This is a genomic window from Streptomyces sp. NPDC028314 (assembly GCF_055565795.1).
Map to the genome: position 1 here is coordinate 115,687 of NZ_JBVHTP010000002.1, position 15,367 is coordinate 131,053.

At 71.2% G+C, this 15,367-nt stretch carries 14 protein-coding genes and 2 tRNA genes; 12 read left to right on the forward strand and 4 right to left on the reverse strand.

Features of this window, described 5'->3' with window-relative positions:
* Positions 1 to 27: 27 nt before the first annotated feature.
* From ACZ4TG_RS04695 to ACZ4TG_RS04735, 9 genes are all read left to right on the forward strand, one after another.
* Positions 28 to 204, forward strand: coding sequence for a hypothetical protein (locus ACZ4TG_RS04695; RefSeq protein ID WP_468159878.1), 177 nt, complete (start codon positions 28 to 30; stop codon positions 202 to 204).
* 26 nt (positions 205 to 230) lie between these two features.
* On the forward strand, positions 231 to 422 hold the full coding sequence (locus ACZ4TG_RS04700; RefSeq protein WP_468159879.1) for a hypothetical protein: 192 nt from the start codon (positions 231 to 233) through the stop codon (positions 420 to 422).
* 73 nt (positions 423 to 495) lie between these two features.
* On the forward strand, positions 496 to 717 hold the full coding sequence (locus ACZ4TG_RS04705) for a DUF6257 family protein (protein ID WP_468159880.1): 222 nt from the start codon (positions 496 to 498) through the stop codon (positions 715 to 717).
* Positions 718 to 809: 92 nt separating this feature from the next.
* Positions 810 to 2,918, forward strand: coding sequence for an ATP-binding protein (locus tag ACZ4TG_RS04710; RefSeq protein ID WP_468159881.1), 2,109 nt, complete (start codon positions 810 to 812; stop codon positions 2,916 to 2,918).
* 295 nt (positions 2,919 to 3,213) lie between these two features.
* Positions 3,214 to 4,131, forward strand: coding sequence for a bifunctional DNA primase/polymerase (locus ACZ4TG_RS04715; RefSeq protein WP_468159882.1), 918 nt, complete (start codon positions 3,214 to 3,216; stop codon positions 4,129 to 4,131).
* Positions 4,128 to 4,442 (forward strand): hypothetical protein, encoded by a 315-nt coding sequence (locus ACZ4TG_RS04720; RefSeq protein ID WP_468159883.1) that lies wholly within the window; start codon positions 4,128 to 4,130, stop codon positions 4,440 to 4,442. Before ACZ4TG_RS04715 ends, ACZ4TG_RS04720 begins: the two co-directional genes overlap by 4 nt.
* Complete coding sequence (locus ACZ4TG_RS04725) at positions 4,439 to 5,833, forward strand: DNA primase family protein (protein WP_468159884.1); 1,395 nt, start codon at positions 4,439 to 4,441, stop codon at positions 5,831 to 5,833. Before ACZ4TG_RS04720 ends, ACZ4TG_RS04725 begins: the two co-directional genes overlap by 4 nt.
* Positions 5,834 to 6,083: 250 nt before the next feature.
* The gene (locus ACZ4TG_RS04730) at positions 6,084 to 6,281 is read left to right on the forward strand and encodes a helix-turn-helix domain-containing protein (RefSeq protein ID WP_468159885.1); all 198 of its coding nucleotides are present in this window, start codon (positions 6,084 to 6,086) and stop codon (positions 6,279 to 6,281) included.
* Positions 6,281 to 7,564, forward strand: a complete 1,284-nt coding sequence (locus tag ACZ4TG_RS04735) for a tyrosine-type recombinase/integrase (RefSeq protein ID WP_468159886.1) — start codon at positions 6,281 to 6,283, stop codon at positions 7,562 to 7,564. The genes ACZ4TG_RS04730 and ACZ4TG_RS04735 overlap by 1 nt, the downstream gene beginning before the upstream one ends.
* An 80-nt stretch (positions 7,565 to 7,644) precedes the next feature.
* Here ACZ4TG_RS04735 and ACZ4TG_RS04740 read toward each other — a convergent pair.
* Positions 7,645 to 7,717: transfer RNA gene (locus ACZ4TG_RS04740), tRNA-Arg, on the reverse strand.
* Positions 7,718 to 7,979: 262 nt separating this feature from the next.
* Positions 7,980 to 8,070 (reverse strand) — tRNA-Ser (locus ACZ4TG_RS04745).
* A gap of 215 nt (positions 8,071 to 8,285) precedes the next feature.
* Between ACZ4TG_RS04745 and ACZ4TG_RS04750 the strand changes: the two genes are divergently transcribed.
* From ACZ4TG_RS04750 to ACZ4TG_RS04760, 3 genes are all read left to right on the forward strand, one after another.
* Positions 8,286 to 8,717, forward strand: coding sequence for an SSI family serine proteinase inhibitor (locus ACZ4TG_RS04750; RefSeq protein ID WP_468159887.1), 432 nt, complete (start codon positions 8,286 to 8,288; stop codon positions 8,715 to 8,717).
* A gap of 119 nt (positions 8,718 to 8,836) precedes the next feature.
* Positions 8,837 to 12,397: a response regulator gene (locus ACZ4TG_RS04755; protein ID WP_468159888.1), complete on the forward strand. Its 3,561-nt coding sequence runs from the start codon at positions 8,837 to 8,839 to the stop codon at positions 12,395 to 12,397.
* Positions 12,398 to 12,410: 13 nt separating this feature from the next.
* Positions 12,411 to 12,986: an antibiotic biosynthesis monooxygenase gene (locus tag ACZ4TG_RS04760; protein WP_468159889.1), complete on the forward strand. Its 576-nt coding sequence runs from the start codon at positions 12,411 to 12,413 to the stop codon at positions 12,984 to 12,986.
* A gap of 14 nt (positions 12,987 to 13,000) precedes the next feature.
* On the opposite strand, the gene ACZ4TG_RS04765 is transcribed toward ACZ4TG_RS04760, so the two are convergent.
* Positions 13,001 to 14,650: a long-chain fatty acid--CoA ligase gene (locus ACZ4TG_RS04765; protein WP_468159890.1), complete on the reverse strand. Its 1,650-nt coding sequence runs from the start codon at positions 14,648 to 14,650 to the stop codon at positions 13,001 to 13,003.
* A 143-nt stretch (positions 14,651 to 14,793) separates the two neighbouring features.
* Positions 14,794 to 15,327, reverse strand: a complete 534-nt coding sequence (locus tag ACZ4TG_RS04770) for a SigE family RNA polymerase sigma factor (RefSeq protein WP_468159891.1) — start codon at positions 15,325 to 15,327, stop codon at positions 14,794 to 14,796.
* Between the last annotated feature and the right edge of the window lie 40 nt (positions 15,328 to 15,367).

The window sequence follows — 15,367 nt, forward strand, 5'->3', positions numbered from 1 at the left end:
CCCACGTCTCCACTGAGGAGTACTCGCATGCTCACCACTGCCAGCCGCTACCTGCTCATCGTCCTCGTCGGACTCGCCCTCGGAATGGCCCTGCTGTGGATGACCCGGACCTGGGGCCAGGAGATCGGATGGACCGCTTTCCTCGCCGTGGAAGCCGCCCTCGTGATCCGGATCCTCCTCCCGCGCCGCCACGAGGACGGCTGAACCCCTTCCCGCTCTGAGGAGTTCGGATGCCCTTCAACGCAGGGGACAAGGTGCTGATCACGTCCTGTGAGGACGACCCGCGTGCAGCGGGCCGGACAGGGCGGATCGTGGACGAAGTCCCACCCGGACCGCTGACGGCCGGTCGCTGGACGGTCCACCGGATCAGCCCGCTGATCGGCCCCGTCCTGTGCCACACGCACGAACTGCGGCCCGCCTGACGGCTGCCCGATCCACCCGCGTCGCGGGTGGTGAGGGGAGTCGGACAGCCCGGCCCAGAGCAGGAGTTCCGTGATGGCGAAGGACCCGAAGTTCACCGCTGGCGAGATCGCCCAGATCGCCTGGTACACGGCCCGGATGGCCAAGCGTGGCATCGCCAGTCAGACCGTCTACCAGGGTGACCTGGAGCGCAAGGTCGATCGGATCATCGACGGCGCCCGCGAGCGTGAAGAGCGCCAGGCGCTGGACGCGAAGGCGGCCGAGAAGGCCGCGCGCAAGGCCCGCGCCAACAAGTAGTGGTGCCCCAGGGGCGGCCGTCCCGGCCAAGGAAACCGCGCCGCCCCTGGGCCCTACCCACCCGCCTTTCGGCGAGAGCAGGAGTCCACAGCATGACCGACAACGTCGTCCCCCTGTTCAAAGAACCCACCACCCCCACCGAAACGATCCCCGCCCCGACCCCGGCCGCCGGCGCGAGCGTGCGGCCGGTTCGGGCGTGGAAGCGCACCGCCCGCGGCCTGCGCACCGTCGTCACCCACGAACGGACCCGCACCGCGGCCCGGTTGGTGGCACGGCACGGCATGTACGTGATCGGCGGAACCAGGATCACCGCCAAGCGGACCTGGGACGGCCGCACCGGATCCCGCTACGAGCGCATGATCCGGGCGGCGGAAGCGGCGGGGAACTGGGAGGAAGCCAAGGAGTGGGAAGACCGCCTCACCCGCTTCCGCGCCGCCCGCCATCACCGCCGCATGGACCTGTTGAAAGCACCCCAGGACGCTGCCCGCAGCGCTCTGTTCGGCACCGGGCTGACCGTGGGCGGTCTGCTGGCGTTGGGGATCGTGCTGGCCATCGCCAACAAGGACATCGCCGACGTGATCGCCCCGATCGCCGCCGTGATCGAAGCGATCCGCTGGATCGTCCACATCGGCACCGTCGTGTGGGGACCGGCCGTCACCATCGGGCCTTGGCTGGCCTTACTGGCCCTGTGGGGCGTCGGCCGCCAACGGCAGACCGCGCCGCAATGGGCGCTTCCCGCCCAGCAGCGCGACGACGCCGGCGCCCCGATCACCCCCTCGATCGTGGTCACCGCCCTGCGGGATCTGGGCATCGGACCGCTTCGGGGTGCGATCAAGGAGATGGGGGACGCGGGCGCCGGGATGCTCGGGCCGATCCGGATCGCGGGATGCGGCGTGGAAGTCGACGTCACCCTCCCCTCCGGCGTCTCGACCGCCGAAGTCCAAGGCCGCCGACGCAAGCTCGCCGAGAACCTCGCCCGCCACGAACACGAAGTCTTCATCACCCTGCCCACCGCCGCCCGCACCGTCCGGCTGTGGATCGCCGACTCCGGAGCGCTGGACGAGCCGATCGGACCGTCCCCGCTGGTCACCGACCAGACCATGACCGCGAACTACAGGACCGGCAAAGCGCCCTGGGGTCAGGACCTGCGCGGCGATGGAGCGTTCATCAGCCTGTACCAGCGCATGCTGCTGATCACCGGTCTGTCGAACCAGGGCAAGACCGCGGCTCTTCGCGCGCTGGCCCTGTGGCTCGCCCTCGATCGCACGGTGGAGTTCCGGATCGCCGACCTCAAGGGCGTCGGCGACTGGGCCATGTTCGACGGCCTCGCCACCACCCTGATCCAGGGGCCGACCGATGAGCACGTGATCGAGGCGACCGAGATGGTCGAAGGCCTGGTCGCCGAGATGGAACGCCGGATCCAGGCCCCGCCCGGCACCGTGTTCCCGCCCCTGGTCGGCATCGTGGATGAGGCACAGGTCGCGTTCATGTGCCCGGCCGTCGGCGACGACAAGCGCCCCTACGGCGGATCCAAGGCCACATCCCGCTACTTCATGGCCGTCCGGAAGATCAACAACCAGGGCCGGGCCGTGGACGTGATCCTCTACGAGGGCACGCAGGACCCGACCGACCAGAACCTTCCCAAGCTGGTCCGGGAAGGCGCCCACACCCGCGTGTCCCTCGCCCTGGGTACCGAGTCACAGGCCCGCATGGCGTTGGGTGACAAGGCCGTCGACGGCGGGGCCGCACCGCACCTGCTCCGGCAGGGTCTCGACAAGGGGACCGTGGTCGTCGCGTCGGATGGCATCACCATCCCCGCCGGCCAAGCCTCCATCACCGTGCGCACGCACTACGTCGACACCGACCAGGCCACCGCGGTCGCCGAGCGGGCCAAGGCCCTGCGCGACGGAGTCACCACCGCCCACACCACCACCCGAGGGCCGGCGGTCGACCCGCTCGCGGACATCCTCACCGTGTTCGGCGACAACCCGCGCGTCCTGACGCAGGACGTGCTGAAGCGCCTGGCTGCACTGAACGAGGACGCGTACGGCGGCTGGTCCTTCCTCGACCTCAAGCGCGTCCTCGACGGCACCGGCGCCGAACCCTACAAGTCCGACGGGCGCATGGTCATCGGCCGCGACCGCGTCGCCCGCGTCCTCGCCGGACGCCCCGACACCGGTTCCGCTTCCGCCGCCGAGTAGAGGGAGCCGCACCCCGCACGGGGCAGGGAGGCAGGGAGAAGTCCCTGACCGCCTCCCTGACCCCCCTCCCTCGGCTTGACCTGCGCAAACGATCTGCCAGGGAGGCAGGGAGGCGCCGCAGGTCAGACCCCCGAAACCCCCTCCACACGCCCCCCGCCAGGGGGTGCCCAAGCCTCCCTGCCCCACCTGCGGCAGGGATTCCGCATCACCCGTCCGACAGGCCAAGAGCGGCCCCCTCTCACGCCAATGAAGCGGGGCCGCTCTCGTCCAGAACGCAAGAACTGGAGAGACCAGCATGACCCACCCGACCGACTTCCCGCGAGACCCCAACCGCCCGGCCTTACCCACCCACCTGCGAACCGCCATCTGGCTCGCCGAACTCGGCATCCCCGCACTGCCCCTGCGCGAAGGCAAGCTTCCCTTCGGGAACTGCCCCGCCTGTGCCGGCTCTTTCTGTGGGGACCGGCCCCACATGAAGGCCGCCGGCCCTTGCCAGTGCCCCGCTCCGTGCCACGGCTGGGCCGCGGCCCACACCAACCCCGACGTCCTCACCTCCCCCGCGTGGGCGACCGCCTGGCGGCAGGCGGAAGCGGTTGCCTACCACCCGGGCGGCGCGCGTCTGACCGTGGTGGACCTCGACAACGCGGACGCCGTCACCTGGGCCCGCCAGAACCTTCCGGTCACCAAGGTCGTGGCAACGACCCGCGGGGAGCACTGGATCTACCGGGGCGCCATGCAGTCCGCCAACAAGGTCCGGCCCGGCATCGACATCAAGTCCCGCATGCAATACACCCGCTGGTACGGGCCCGGAACCGGCCCCATCACGCTCCTGCCGGACGTCGTCCGCGAGCTGGTCGTGAGGGAAGAGACCACCCGCCCGCTTCGGATGGAGGTGGACTCTTCCTCGCCCACCCGCGCCGTCTGGGATCGCTCGGTAGCCACCGGATGCCGACACACCGACACCTTCGTCCGCACCGGCCTGGAACGGGGTCTCGCCCGGATCGCCGCCTGCCGCAAGGAAGGCGCCGGCAGTACCGCGTACGGGGTCGCACGCTTCCTCGCCAACCAGCACACCGCCTGCCCCGGCCCCTGCGGCCTGGAGATCCTCGGGGACCGCATCATCGACGCGGCCGTCGCCGTCGACGTGCCCAAGGCGTACGCGGCCCGCGCGGTCGCCAACGGCTTCAACACGGTCGCGGTGAGGGCATCGTGACCACCAACCCCCACCCCGCCGAACAGGCCCCCGCCCCGGACGGGCGTGGTGCGGCGAAGGTCGTCGCCGAAGGCGTCCCTTCTGCCCTTCGCCCTGGCCCGCACGGCGACGACGGTCGCCGCCCCGTCGCCTGGCTCCACACCGTCGCTCCCGGCCGCGGCGTGACCCCGTCAGTTCGGTCGTGGTGCTCGTGCGGACGCGACCTGTTCGCCGCCGGGCACCGGCGCGCCCTCGCCCTGATCGCCGACCACCAGCAGCACCGCACCGACTGCCCCCGCATCGCCCCGCAGGAAGGGAGGAAGACCGCATGAGCCGCGCCGAGGAGCTGCCCGCTCCGACCAACCCCATGGCCGTCGCACGCCGGATCCTGCCCGATTGGGAGGACGAACAAGGGCACCTGCTGTGCCGGCGGTGGCGGGGATCGTGGATGCGCTGGACCGGCACCTGCTGGCGCGAGTTCGAGGACCTGCTGATGCGTAAGAGGCTGTACGAGCAGTTGGAGCACGCGACCTACGTGGCCGGCACCGACAGCGACGGACTTCCGGAGATCAGGGACTGGGCGCCGACCCGGACCAAGCTCGGCAACCTCCTGGACGCGCTCTTCGCTGTCACTCTCCTACCCACAGAGGTGGACGCCCCGTCCTGGATCAACCGAGAGAAGGCCGCGGCGGACCGCAGCCCAATCGTCGCGTGCCAAAACGGCATCCTGCGCATCCGGGACCGGGCCTTGTTGCCCCACACTCCCGGGTTCTTCAACATCGTCGCCGTCCCCTTCGACTACGACCCGCAGGCCGTCGCCCCGAACTGGGACAACTTCCTGCGCGAGCTGTGGCCCGAGGATCCCGCGTCGATTGCCGCATTGCAGGAATGGTTCGGCTACGTCCTCTCTGGCCGTACTGACCAGCAGAAGATCATGCTCCTCAAGGGCCCCACCCGGTCCGGAAAGGGCACCATCGCCCGGGTCATGAAGGAGATGGTCGGCGAAGAGAACATCGCCGGCCCGCCCCTCTCCGCGCTGGGCACGAACTTCGGGCTCCAGTCCCTGATCGGGAAGCCGCTCGCCGTCATCGCCGACGCGCGCCTGTCGGGCAACGACAACGGAGTGGTCGAACGGCTCCTGACGATCTCCGGCGAGGACACCATCGACATCGACCGCAAGTATCGCGATGTCTGGACCGGCAAGCTCCCCACCCGGCTGATGGTCCTAACCAACGAACTGCCCTCCTTCGGGGACGCCTCCGGTGTCATCGCCCGCCGGTTCATCGTGCTGAACCTGACCATGTCATGGCTCGGCAGGGAAGACACCGGCCTGGACGCCAAGCTCGCCTCCGAGATGCCCGGCATCCTGAACTGGGCTCTCGAAGGCCTGGCCCGTCTGGAGCGCACCGGCCGCATTACACAGCCGGAGTCGTCCCGGGACGCGGTCATGATCATGCAGGACACCGCGTCGCCCACCAGCGCGTTCGTCCGCGAACGCTGTACCACCGGACCGGCCTGCGAGGTGCAGGTAGACGCCCTGTGGAACGTCTGGCGCGAGTGGGCCGAGGACAACGGGGTTCGCGCCGGCACGAAGCAGATCTTCGGCCGCAACCTCCAATCTGTCGTCCCCCAGCTCACCACCACCCGGCCCCGTGATGGCGGCATCCGCGTCCGCACCTACACCGGGATCACCCTGCGGCTCTCCCCGAACTCGCTGGAGTAGAGCCCGCCTACATTCCGCAGGGCCGCGGACCATCGCGGACCACCCTGTCTGACCTGCGCTTTCATCGACCCCGAAAGCGCGCCCATTGCGGACCACGCCTTCACGGGTGGTCCGCGATGGACCTCACACCACCCCTGAGAAATCCGCAGGTCAAAGGGGGTGGTCCGCGATGGTCCGCGACCCACGACATTGTGCCGCTGACTTTCCAGCGGGGCCGGTACACCCCGCCTCTCATCCCATGGAGCCCGCTTTGAGCTTCACGCTGCCCGCGACCCATGAAGCCATCACCGTGCCCGAGGCCATGCAGGCCCTTCGATACAGCCGCAGCAAGATCTACGACCTGCTGCGCTCGGGCGCACTGCCCAGCTACACCGAGGGCCGCGCACGGCGCATCCCTCGCGTCGCGCTCCAGACCTACATCCACAACAAGCTTGAGGAGGCTGCCTGATGGCCAAGAGGCGCGCCAACGGGGAAGGCACCATCACGAAGCGCAAGGACGGCCGCTACCAGGCGGCTGCCTACGTCTACCGGCCGGATGGCACTCGGGTCCGGAAGTTCGTCTACGGCAAGACCCGCGAGGAGGTGAGCGACAAGATCATCGAGCTGCAAGACAAGACCCGCCAGGGCATCCCCGCCGCGACGTCCTCCATGGCCTTCGGGGAGTACCTGACGTACTGGCTCGCCGCCATCGCTCCGAACCGGCTCAAGCCAGCGACGCTCAGCAGCTACGAGGGACTGTCCCGCCTCTACATCCGTCCCGCGCTCGGCACGAAGCGACTCAACCGGCTGTCACCCACCGACGTGCGCCGGTTCCTCGCCGACTTCAAGGCGGGGTGTCTTTGCTGCATGCGGGGGGCCGATGCCGCACGTGCCAAGGAGGACCGGACCTGCTGCGCGGTTGGCCGCTGCTGTGCGCGCCAGCCGTCGGCTCGAACGGTCCAGTACGTGCACGCAGTGCTGCGCTCCGCGCTCCAGCAGGCAGTCCGTGAGGAACTGGTGGCGCGCAACGTCGCCCGGATCGTGGAGACACCCACCGTGAAGCGCGAAGAAGTGCACCCTTTGGATGCGGCGGAAGTGCGAATGCTCCTGAAGACCGCCAGGCCCCACCGGTTGTACGCGCTGTGGCTCCTGCTGATCTCGACCGGACTGCGCCGCGGGGAGGTCTTGGGACTCACATGGTCGGACGTCGACCTGGTGGGCGGACAGCTCAGGGTCCGACGCAACCTTCAGCGCATCCGACGAGAGCTGATCTTCGGCACTCCGAAGACGGCTCGCTCCATCCGGACCGTGTCACTCCCGAAGCGGTGCGTGGACGCGTTGCGTGCGCACCAGGAACAGCAGGAGACGGTTCGGAGGGTGGCCGGCGAGAAGTGGCAGCCCTTCGCCCACCAGCCGAGTGGGCTGATCTTCACGACGGCGACCGGCCGCGCCACCGATCCGCGCAGTCTGAATCGGATGCTCACGATCTTGTGCGGCAACGCCAAGGTCCGGCGGGTCCGCGTGCACGACCTGCGCCACACGTGCGCGTCACTATTGCTTGCACAGGGTGTGGACGCTCGCACGATCATGGAGACGCTCGGTCACAGCACGATCACCATGACGCTCGACACCTACGCGCACGTCATGCAGACGACGCTGCGGGCGGCTGCCGACCGAATGGATGACGCGCTCGGCGTTGACGAACCCGGCGAGGAAGAGGGCGACGCTCGGGAGGAGCCGCCGGCCGTTTAAGCGGTCCGACTTCATACGTTGATGTCACCCGCTGATGTCAAAGGCCCCCCGGACGATGTCCAGGGGGCCTTTGATCTGCGTGCACTCGGCAGGATTCGAACCTGCAACCTTCTGATCCGTAGTCAGATGCTCTATCCGTTAAGCTACGAGTGCTTGGGCTTATCGGGGTTTTGCGCCCCGTTGGCCTTGCGAGAACAACAATACATGGACCTCGGCGGGACGCGAAATCCATTAGCTCCACCGCCGCTGACCTGCGGAAACAGCCCGGAAGAAGATCATCCGGAAGCCCCCGGGGAAGACCTGGGGAGCAGCCGGGGCGGCTCCGTGCGCAGTCCGGCAGCCGCCCGGAAGGTCCCGGAAACGTCCTGGAACGCACCGAAGCCCCGGTCCTGAGGACCGGGGCTTCGGTGAGGTGCGGAGGCGGAGGGATTTGAACCCTCGATGGGGGGTAAGCCCCAAACCGCATTAGCAGTGCGGCGCCATAGACCGGACTAGGCGACGCCTCCAGCACACCCTCGCGTACGAAGGTGCGTGCAGATGATGACACAGGCCCAGGGCCGGTCACCAATCCGCTCCCACGGTACAAGGAACGACAGGCCCAGGGCAAAGCCTTAAGAACACGCGCGGGGCGCGTACACACGCACGCTCCGCCGGGCACGCAACATCGGGGCGGGCACGTCGTTTGTCAGGCGTACGACGTACGGACGACCTGGAGTGCCACATGCTGCGTCTCGCCGCCTTCGCCGTCACCTCCGCCCTGGCCGCCGCGGCCGCAGGACCGCTGCCACCGCTGCCCCTGGGCCGGCTGCTGGCGCCACCCGCACCCGACCGGCTGACCATCGCCGTGTCCAACACCGGCAACCGGCTCGCCGACGGCGAGTACACCCTGGAGTGCCAACCGGTCGGCGGGACCCACCCCCGCGCCCAGGACGCCTGCGCCCGGCTCGGCGCGTTCGCGAAGGACCACAAGGACCCCTTCGCACCCGTCTCGAAGCGGCAGTTCTGCGCCATGGTCGACGGCGGCCCGGCCACCGCCCGGATCACCGGAACGTGGAACGAAAAGAAGGTGGACACCACGTTCCAGCGGAGGAACGGATGCGACATCTCCCGCTGGAACGAGATGGAACCTGTGCTTCCGAGTGGGAGTTCTTGACCTGGGAGGATGCGGAGGATGGGCGGTATCGGCCGCACTTCGTCCACCCCGCCGGGGGGCCGTGCCCTTAGACTCCTCCCGTGACATGCCGGTAGTTGTGGTCAGGGAGGAAGCTCGTCGTGAGCAGCAGGCCATCCCGAGGCGCTGCTCGCCTCGCAGCAATACTCGACGCTCTTCCCGACGCGCTGTTGCTCGTCAACGCCAACGGCACGGTCGTCAACGCGAATTCGATCGCGCTAGAGATCATGGAGAGCCCCGGCACCGGGCTCGTCGGCCGCGGCGTCCTGGACCTGCTGCCCGAGTTCGACTCGAAGCTGATCCCCGGCTCCATGCGCCGCCCCGGCGACGACGAAGGGGGCCGGGCCAGGCCGAAGCGGATGACCGCGCGGCGCACCGACGGCACCGAGTTCCCCGTCGAGGTCACCAGCGCCCACCTCGACGGCCGTGACGCCTACCGCGAGCCCGCGCCGGCCTACACCGGTGACGAGCTGCTGATGCTCGTCGTACGGGACCTCTCCGAGACCGTGGACACCGAGGCCGAGCTGGCCCGCTCGCAGCGGCAGACGGAGATGATCCTGCGCGCCGCCGCCGAGGGCGTCGTCGGCACGGACACCGACGGCCGGGTCGTGCTCGTCAATCCGGCCGCCGCCCAGATCCTCGGCTACCGCGCCACCGATCTCGGCAACCGCGAGCTGCACGGGCTGATCCAGCACTCGCGCGCCGACGGCTCGCCGTTCCCCTTCGAGGAATCGCCCCTCGCCGACACCCTGCGCAGCGGCCGCAAGCACCGGGTCCGCGGCCAGGTGCTGTGGAACAAGGCCGGGCAGCCCGTCGCCGTCGACCTCACCACCTCGCCCGTACGGGACGGGGAGCTGCTCGTCGGCGCCGTGATGACCTTCACCGACCGGCGCCCGTACGACGCCCTCGCGGCGCGGCACGCCCAGCTGCTGGCGGTCCTCGACGACTCGCTGCGCGGACCCCTGGCCGAGCTGCGCCAGGAGCTGGCGACGCTCGCGGCCGACGACGCGGGCCAGCTGTGGCCCGAGGCCAACCAGCTGCTGCACCACCTGGCCGCCGGGTACTCCCGGATGACCACGCTGGTGGACAACGTCCTCGGCTTCCAGCGGCTCGACGCCGGCGGCGACAAGCTCGCCAAGAAGAAGATCCTGATCAACACGGTGGTCGCGGCCGGTGTCGACGGCGCCGTCGAGCTGATCGGGCCGGGCCGGGCGCAGTTCGCCGTGCACGCCCCGACCATCGAGGCCGAGGTGGACGGCGACCGGATCGCGACCGCGCTCGCGCACCTGGTCGCGGACGTCGCCGGGGTGGACGCCACCGGCAAGACCGCCCAGGGCAGCGGGTACGGGGACTCCACGATCGTGGTGGCCGCCGCGCAGCGCGGTGACGTCGTACGGATCGAGGTGCGCGGCCCCTATGAGGGCGGCAACCCGGTGCACGAGCCCATCGTGCGGGGCATCGTCGCCGCGCACGGCGGGGTGCTCCAGACGGTGGAGGTCCCGGGCGCGCCCGGCGGGGCGTACGTGCTGGAGCTGCCGCTCGGCGCGGGAGCCGGGACGGTGACGCTGCCGGAACCGGAGCCGGTGCCGGAGCCGGCCAAGGAGCCCGAGACCGGCGGCAAGGGCGAGTCCGGCGGACGCCGCGCCCGGCGCGGGGTGGACGCGTTCCTGGAGGAGGACACCGACGAGCCGAAGGCTCCCGGAGACCGTGACCCGCGCGGATCCCGCGAGGGCGGCGCGCTGGCGCTGCCGTCCGGGCGGCGGCGGGCCGACGGCGGCCCGGTCGACGCCGGCCCGGCCGGATCGCAGCTGGCGCAGTCCCCCGTGAACCCGGCGGGTCTCGGGACCGGGCGCCGCCGCGGGCGGGACGGCGACGGCAGCGGGAACGGCGTCGGCGGCGGAGTCGGCGTCGGCCCCGGTGTGCTGAACGGCCCGATGGGCGGACCGGGGGGCGGCCCGATGGACGGGCCCGCGAACGGTCCGATGAGCGGGCCGGCCGGTGGCCCGGCGGGCGTTCCCGTGGGCGGCCCGATGGGCGGGCCCGCCAACGGCCCGATGAGCGGGCCGGCGAACCGGCCGGCCAACGGGCCCGCCGACGGCTCCGCGAACGGCGGGGCCGGCGGGCAGGGCGGCTCCGGGCGGCCCGTGCCCCCGCAGGGCACCGGCATGCCGGCGCTGCCTCCCGTACCGCCGGTGCCCCCGGTTCCGGTGACCGAGCACCCGGCGGGACGCCGCCGGGCGCTGGGGCCCGCCGGCCCGCCCGCGCAGCCCGGCGGTCCGGTCCCGGCGGCCGGCCTCGCGGCTCCGGTTCCGCCGCGGCCCATCGCCCCCGAGGGCGGCTTCGCCCTGCCCGCGGGGCCCACCGCGGCCGCGGGTCCCGCCCCGGTGCCTCCGGGCGCCGCACAGACTCCCGCGATGGCCGGCCCGGCCGCCGCTCCGGCCGAGGCCGAGGCCGACGCTCCGGGCGGGCGGCGCGGACGCCGGGTGCTCGGAGCGCCCGCGGCCGAGCCCGAAGCCCCGGGCGCCCAGGCCGACTCGGGTGCGCAGGACCCTGCGGACCCCGCCCACCCGACCGGCCGGCGCCGCGCGCTGCCCGGTACCCCCGCGTGGCCGGTTCCGGCGGCCCGGACCGCCATTGAGGACGACGAGGCCGCGGGCCAGGCTGCCGTCCCCGGGGCCCGGCAGCCGCAGGACGCCCAGGCGGACCCGGCGCAGCCGATCAGCGTGCGCGCCCTCGGCACCCTGGGCCAGGGCATCTCCGTCGACGCGAGCGGCTCCGGCCGGCGGCGCCGGCTGGCCGAGCCCGCGCCCCAGGGACGGGCCTTCGCCATAGGAGCTCCGGAGGCGGGCTCCGACGAGGGCCCCGAGCCGCTGGACGGCCCCGGTGGCGCCGTCGAGGTGGTCAACCGTCCGGTGCCGCGCCCGGTGGACGACGAACTGCCGCCCGAGCCGCTGGACAACCCGCGCCGGCTCCTCGTGTGGCCCGCGCCCGACGTCCAGACGCAGCAGGCGCTCAGCGACCGCGGCTACCGCCCGGTGATCGTGCACTCCCGCGAGGAGGTGGACGCGCAGATCGCCGCCTTCCCGGCCGCGCTGTTCGTCGACCCGCTGACCGGGCCGATCACCCGGACCGCCCTGCAGTCGCTGCGTCAGGCCGCGGTGGCCGCCGAGGTGCCCGTACTGGTCACGGCCGGACTGGGGCACGCCACGCGCGAAGCCGCGTACGGCGCCGATCCGGCCGTGCTCCTCAAGGCCCTCGCGCCGCGCGACAGCGAGCAGCACCCCTCCCGGGTCCTGCTCATCGAGGAGCACGACGAGATCGCCACCGCGCTGACCGCCGCCCTGGAGCGGCGCGGCATGCAGGTCGCCCGGGCGGGCGCCGACACGGACGCCGTGGAACTGGCCTCCCGGATGCGGCCCAACCTGGTGGTCATGGACCTGATGCAGGTGCGGCGCCGCCGGGCCGGGATCGTGGACTGGCTGCGCGCGAACGGGCAGCTGAACCGCACCCCGCTGGTCGTCTACACGACCGCCGGGATCGACCCGGCCGAACTGCCGCGGCTGGCCTCGGGCGAGAGCGTGCTGTTCCTCGCCGAACGGGCCACCACCACGGACGTGCAGGGCCGCATCGTGGACCTGCTGGCGAAGATCGGCACCAACTAGTCATCCTGGCCGCATGGCCATCACCGACACGACCGAGCACACCGTCCCCGCCGACAACGGGGAGGTGAACCTGCTCATCGCCCGTCAGGTGGACCCGGGTCACGAGGAGACCTTCGAGGCCTGGGCCCACGGCATCCTGGAGACGGCCTCGACGTTCCCGGACCACCTCGGGTACGGGCTGTTCCGCCCGGCGACGGAGGGCGGGCCCTGGTTCCTGGTGCACCGCTTCCGCAGCCAGGAGGCGTTCCAGCGCTGGCAGGACTCCGCGGAGCGGGCGCAGTGGTTCGCCAACTGCCTCGGCCACCACCACACCGAGATAGCCCGGCGGGAACTGCACGGCATGGAGACGTGGTTCGCCAAGCCGGGTTCGGGCCGGCCCGCGCCGCCGCGCTGGAAGATGGCGATCAGCTCGGGGCTGGCCATCTTCCCGATCTCGCTCGCGGGCAACGCGGTGCTCGGCCCGTTCCTGGTGGACGTGCACTTCGTGGTGCGCACGGCCGCCTTCGCGGTCGTCTTCAGCACCCTGATGACCTACGTGGCCATGCCCGCCGTCAGCAAGCTGCTGCGGCCATGGCTCACGCGGGGCTGACGGGGCTGACGCGGCTAGCCGAGCGTGGTGACGTCCAGCTCGCCGTCCGCGTACTGCTTGCGGATCACCTTCTTGTCGAACTTGCCGACGCTCGTCTTCGGCACCGCCTCGACGAACGCCCAGCGCTCCGGCAGCTGCCACTTGGCGATCGACTGGGCGAGGAACCGGTGGAGCCCCGGGAAGTCGACGTCCGCGCCCTCCTTGCGGACCACGGTCGCCAGCGGGCGCTCGCCCCACTTCTCGTCGGGGACGGCCACGACCGCCGCCTCGGCCACCTCGGGGTGGGCCATCAGCGCGTTCTCCAGCTCGACGCTGGAGATCCATTCGCCACCGGACTTGATGACGTCCTTGGCCCGGTCGGTCAGCGTGAGGAACCCGTCGGCGCTGATCACACCGACGTCGCCGGTCTTGAGCCAGCCGTCCGCACTGAACTTGTCCTCGGGGCGGACGGGTTCGCCGCTCGCGCCGCCGTAGTAGGCGCCCGCGATCCAGGCGCCGCGCACCTCCAGCTCGCCCGCCGACTCGCCGTCCCAGGGCAGGTGGTCGCCGCCCGGGCCCACCAGGCGGGCCTCGACGCTCGCGGGGAAACGCCCCTGCGTGATCCTGTACGGCCACTGCTCCTCGGGCGTCAGACCGGCCGGCGGGTGCGCCATGGTGCCGAGCGGGGAGGTCTCCGTCATGCCCCACGCGTGGCAGAGGCGGACGCCGAGCTTCTCGTACGCCTCCATCAGGGAGGGCGGGCAGGCCGCTCCGCCGATGGTGACCTGCTTCATCGAGGTCAGGTCGCGCGGGTTGGCGGTGACCTCGGCGAGCAGCCCCTGCCAGATGGTGGGGACGGCGGCGGCGTGCGTGGGCTTCTCCCGCTCGATCATCTCGGCGAGCGGGGCGGGCTGGAGGAAGCGGTCCGGCATCAGCATGTTGATTCCGGTCATGAACGTGGCGTGGGGCAGGCCCCAGGCGTTCACGTGGAATTGCGGAACCACGACGAGGGAGGTGTCGTTGTCCGTCAGGCCCATCGACTCGGCCATGTTGACCTGCATGGAGTGCAGGTAGATCGAGCGGTGGGAGTAGATGACGCCCTTGGGGTCCCCCGTGGTGCCGGAGGTGTAGCACATGGCCGCGGCCTGGCGCTCGTCCAGCTCGGGCCAGTCGTAGGTGTCCGGGCGGCCCTCCAGGAGCTCCTCGTACTCGTGCACGCGCACGCCGAGGCCTTCGAGCGCGGAGCGGTCGCCGATGCCGGAGACCACGACGTGCTCGATGGTGGGCAGGTGCGGCAGGAGCGGCGCCAGGAGCGGCAGCAGGGTGCCGTTGACCAGCACGACCCGGTCGGCCGCGTGGTTGACGATGAAGACCAGTTGCTCGGGGGGCAGTCGCAGGTTCAGCGTGTGCAGGACGGCACCCATGGAGGGGATCGAGAAGTACGCCTCGACGTGCTCCGCGTTGTTCCACATCAGGGTCGCGACCCGGTCGTCCTGCTGGACTCCGAGCTCGTCACGCAGGGCGTTGGCGAGGCGGGTGGCGCGGGCACCGATCTCGGCGAAGCTGCGGCGGTGCGGCTCGGCCTCCCCGGTCCAGGTCGTGACCTGGGACTTCCCGTGGATCGTCATCCCGTGCTGGAGTATGCGGGTGACGAGGAGCGGTACGTCCTGCATGGTGCTGAGCAAAGCGTCCTCCCGGTGAGCGCTGCGGCGCTGCGGCGGCTACGGATGCTGCCGATTCTGCGCACGTACCGGTCGGCATGTCACTACCCAAGAGTAGAAACCCTCTCGATGTTTCACGTGAAACATCGAGGTGCCGAAGGGCGCCCTCAGCGGATGACGGTGAGTTCCGGATCCTCGCGGAGCTTGACCAGAGCGCGGGAGACCGCGCTCTTGACCGTGCCGACCGAGACCCCGAGCAGCTCGGCCGTCTGCACCTCGCTGAGGTCCTCGTAATAGCGGAGTACCACCATCGCCCGCTGCCGGTCCGGCAGCCGGGTCACCGCCCGCCACATCGCGTCGCGCAGCGCCTGCGCCTCCGCGGGATCGGCGGCCGGGACGTCTTCCGTTTCCGGGAGCTCGTCGCAGACGAACTCGTCGACCTTGCGCTTGCGCCACTGGGAGGTGCGGGTGTTGACCAGCGCCCGCCGGACGTAGCCGTCGAGGGCCCGGTGGTCCTCGATGCGGTCCCAGGCGACGTACGTCTTGGCGAGGGCCGTCTGGAGCAGGTCCTCGGCGTCGCAGGGGTTGGCCGTCAGGGAGCGCGCGGTGCGCATCAGGACCGAGCCGCGGGTCCGGACGTACGCCGAGAACGACGGGTACGGCGTCGGATTCGAGGCGAGCGTGCACACAGGCGTGGTCATGCCTCCACGCTAGGAGCGCGGCACGCTCCTGGGATCGGCC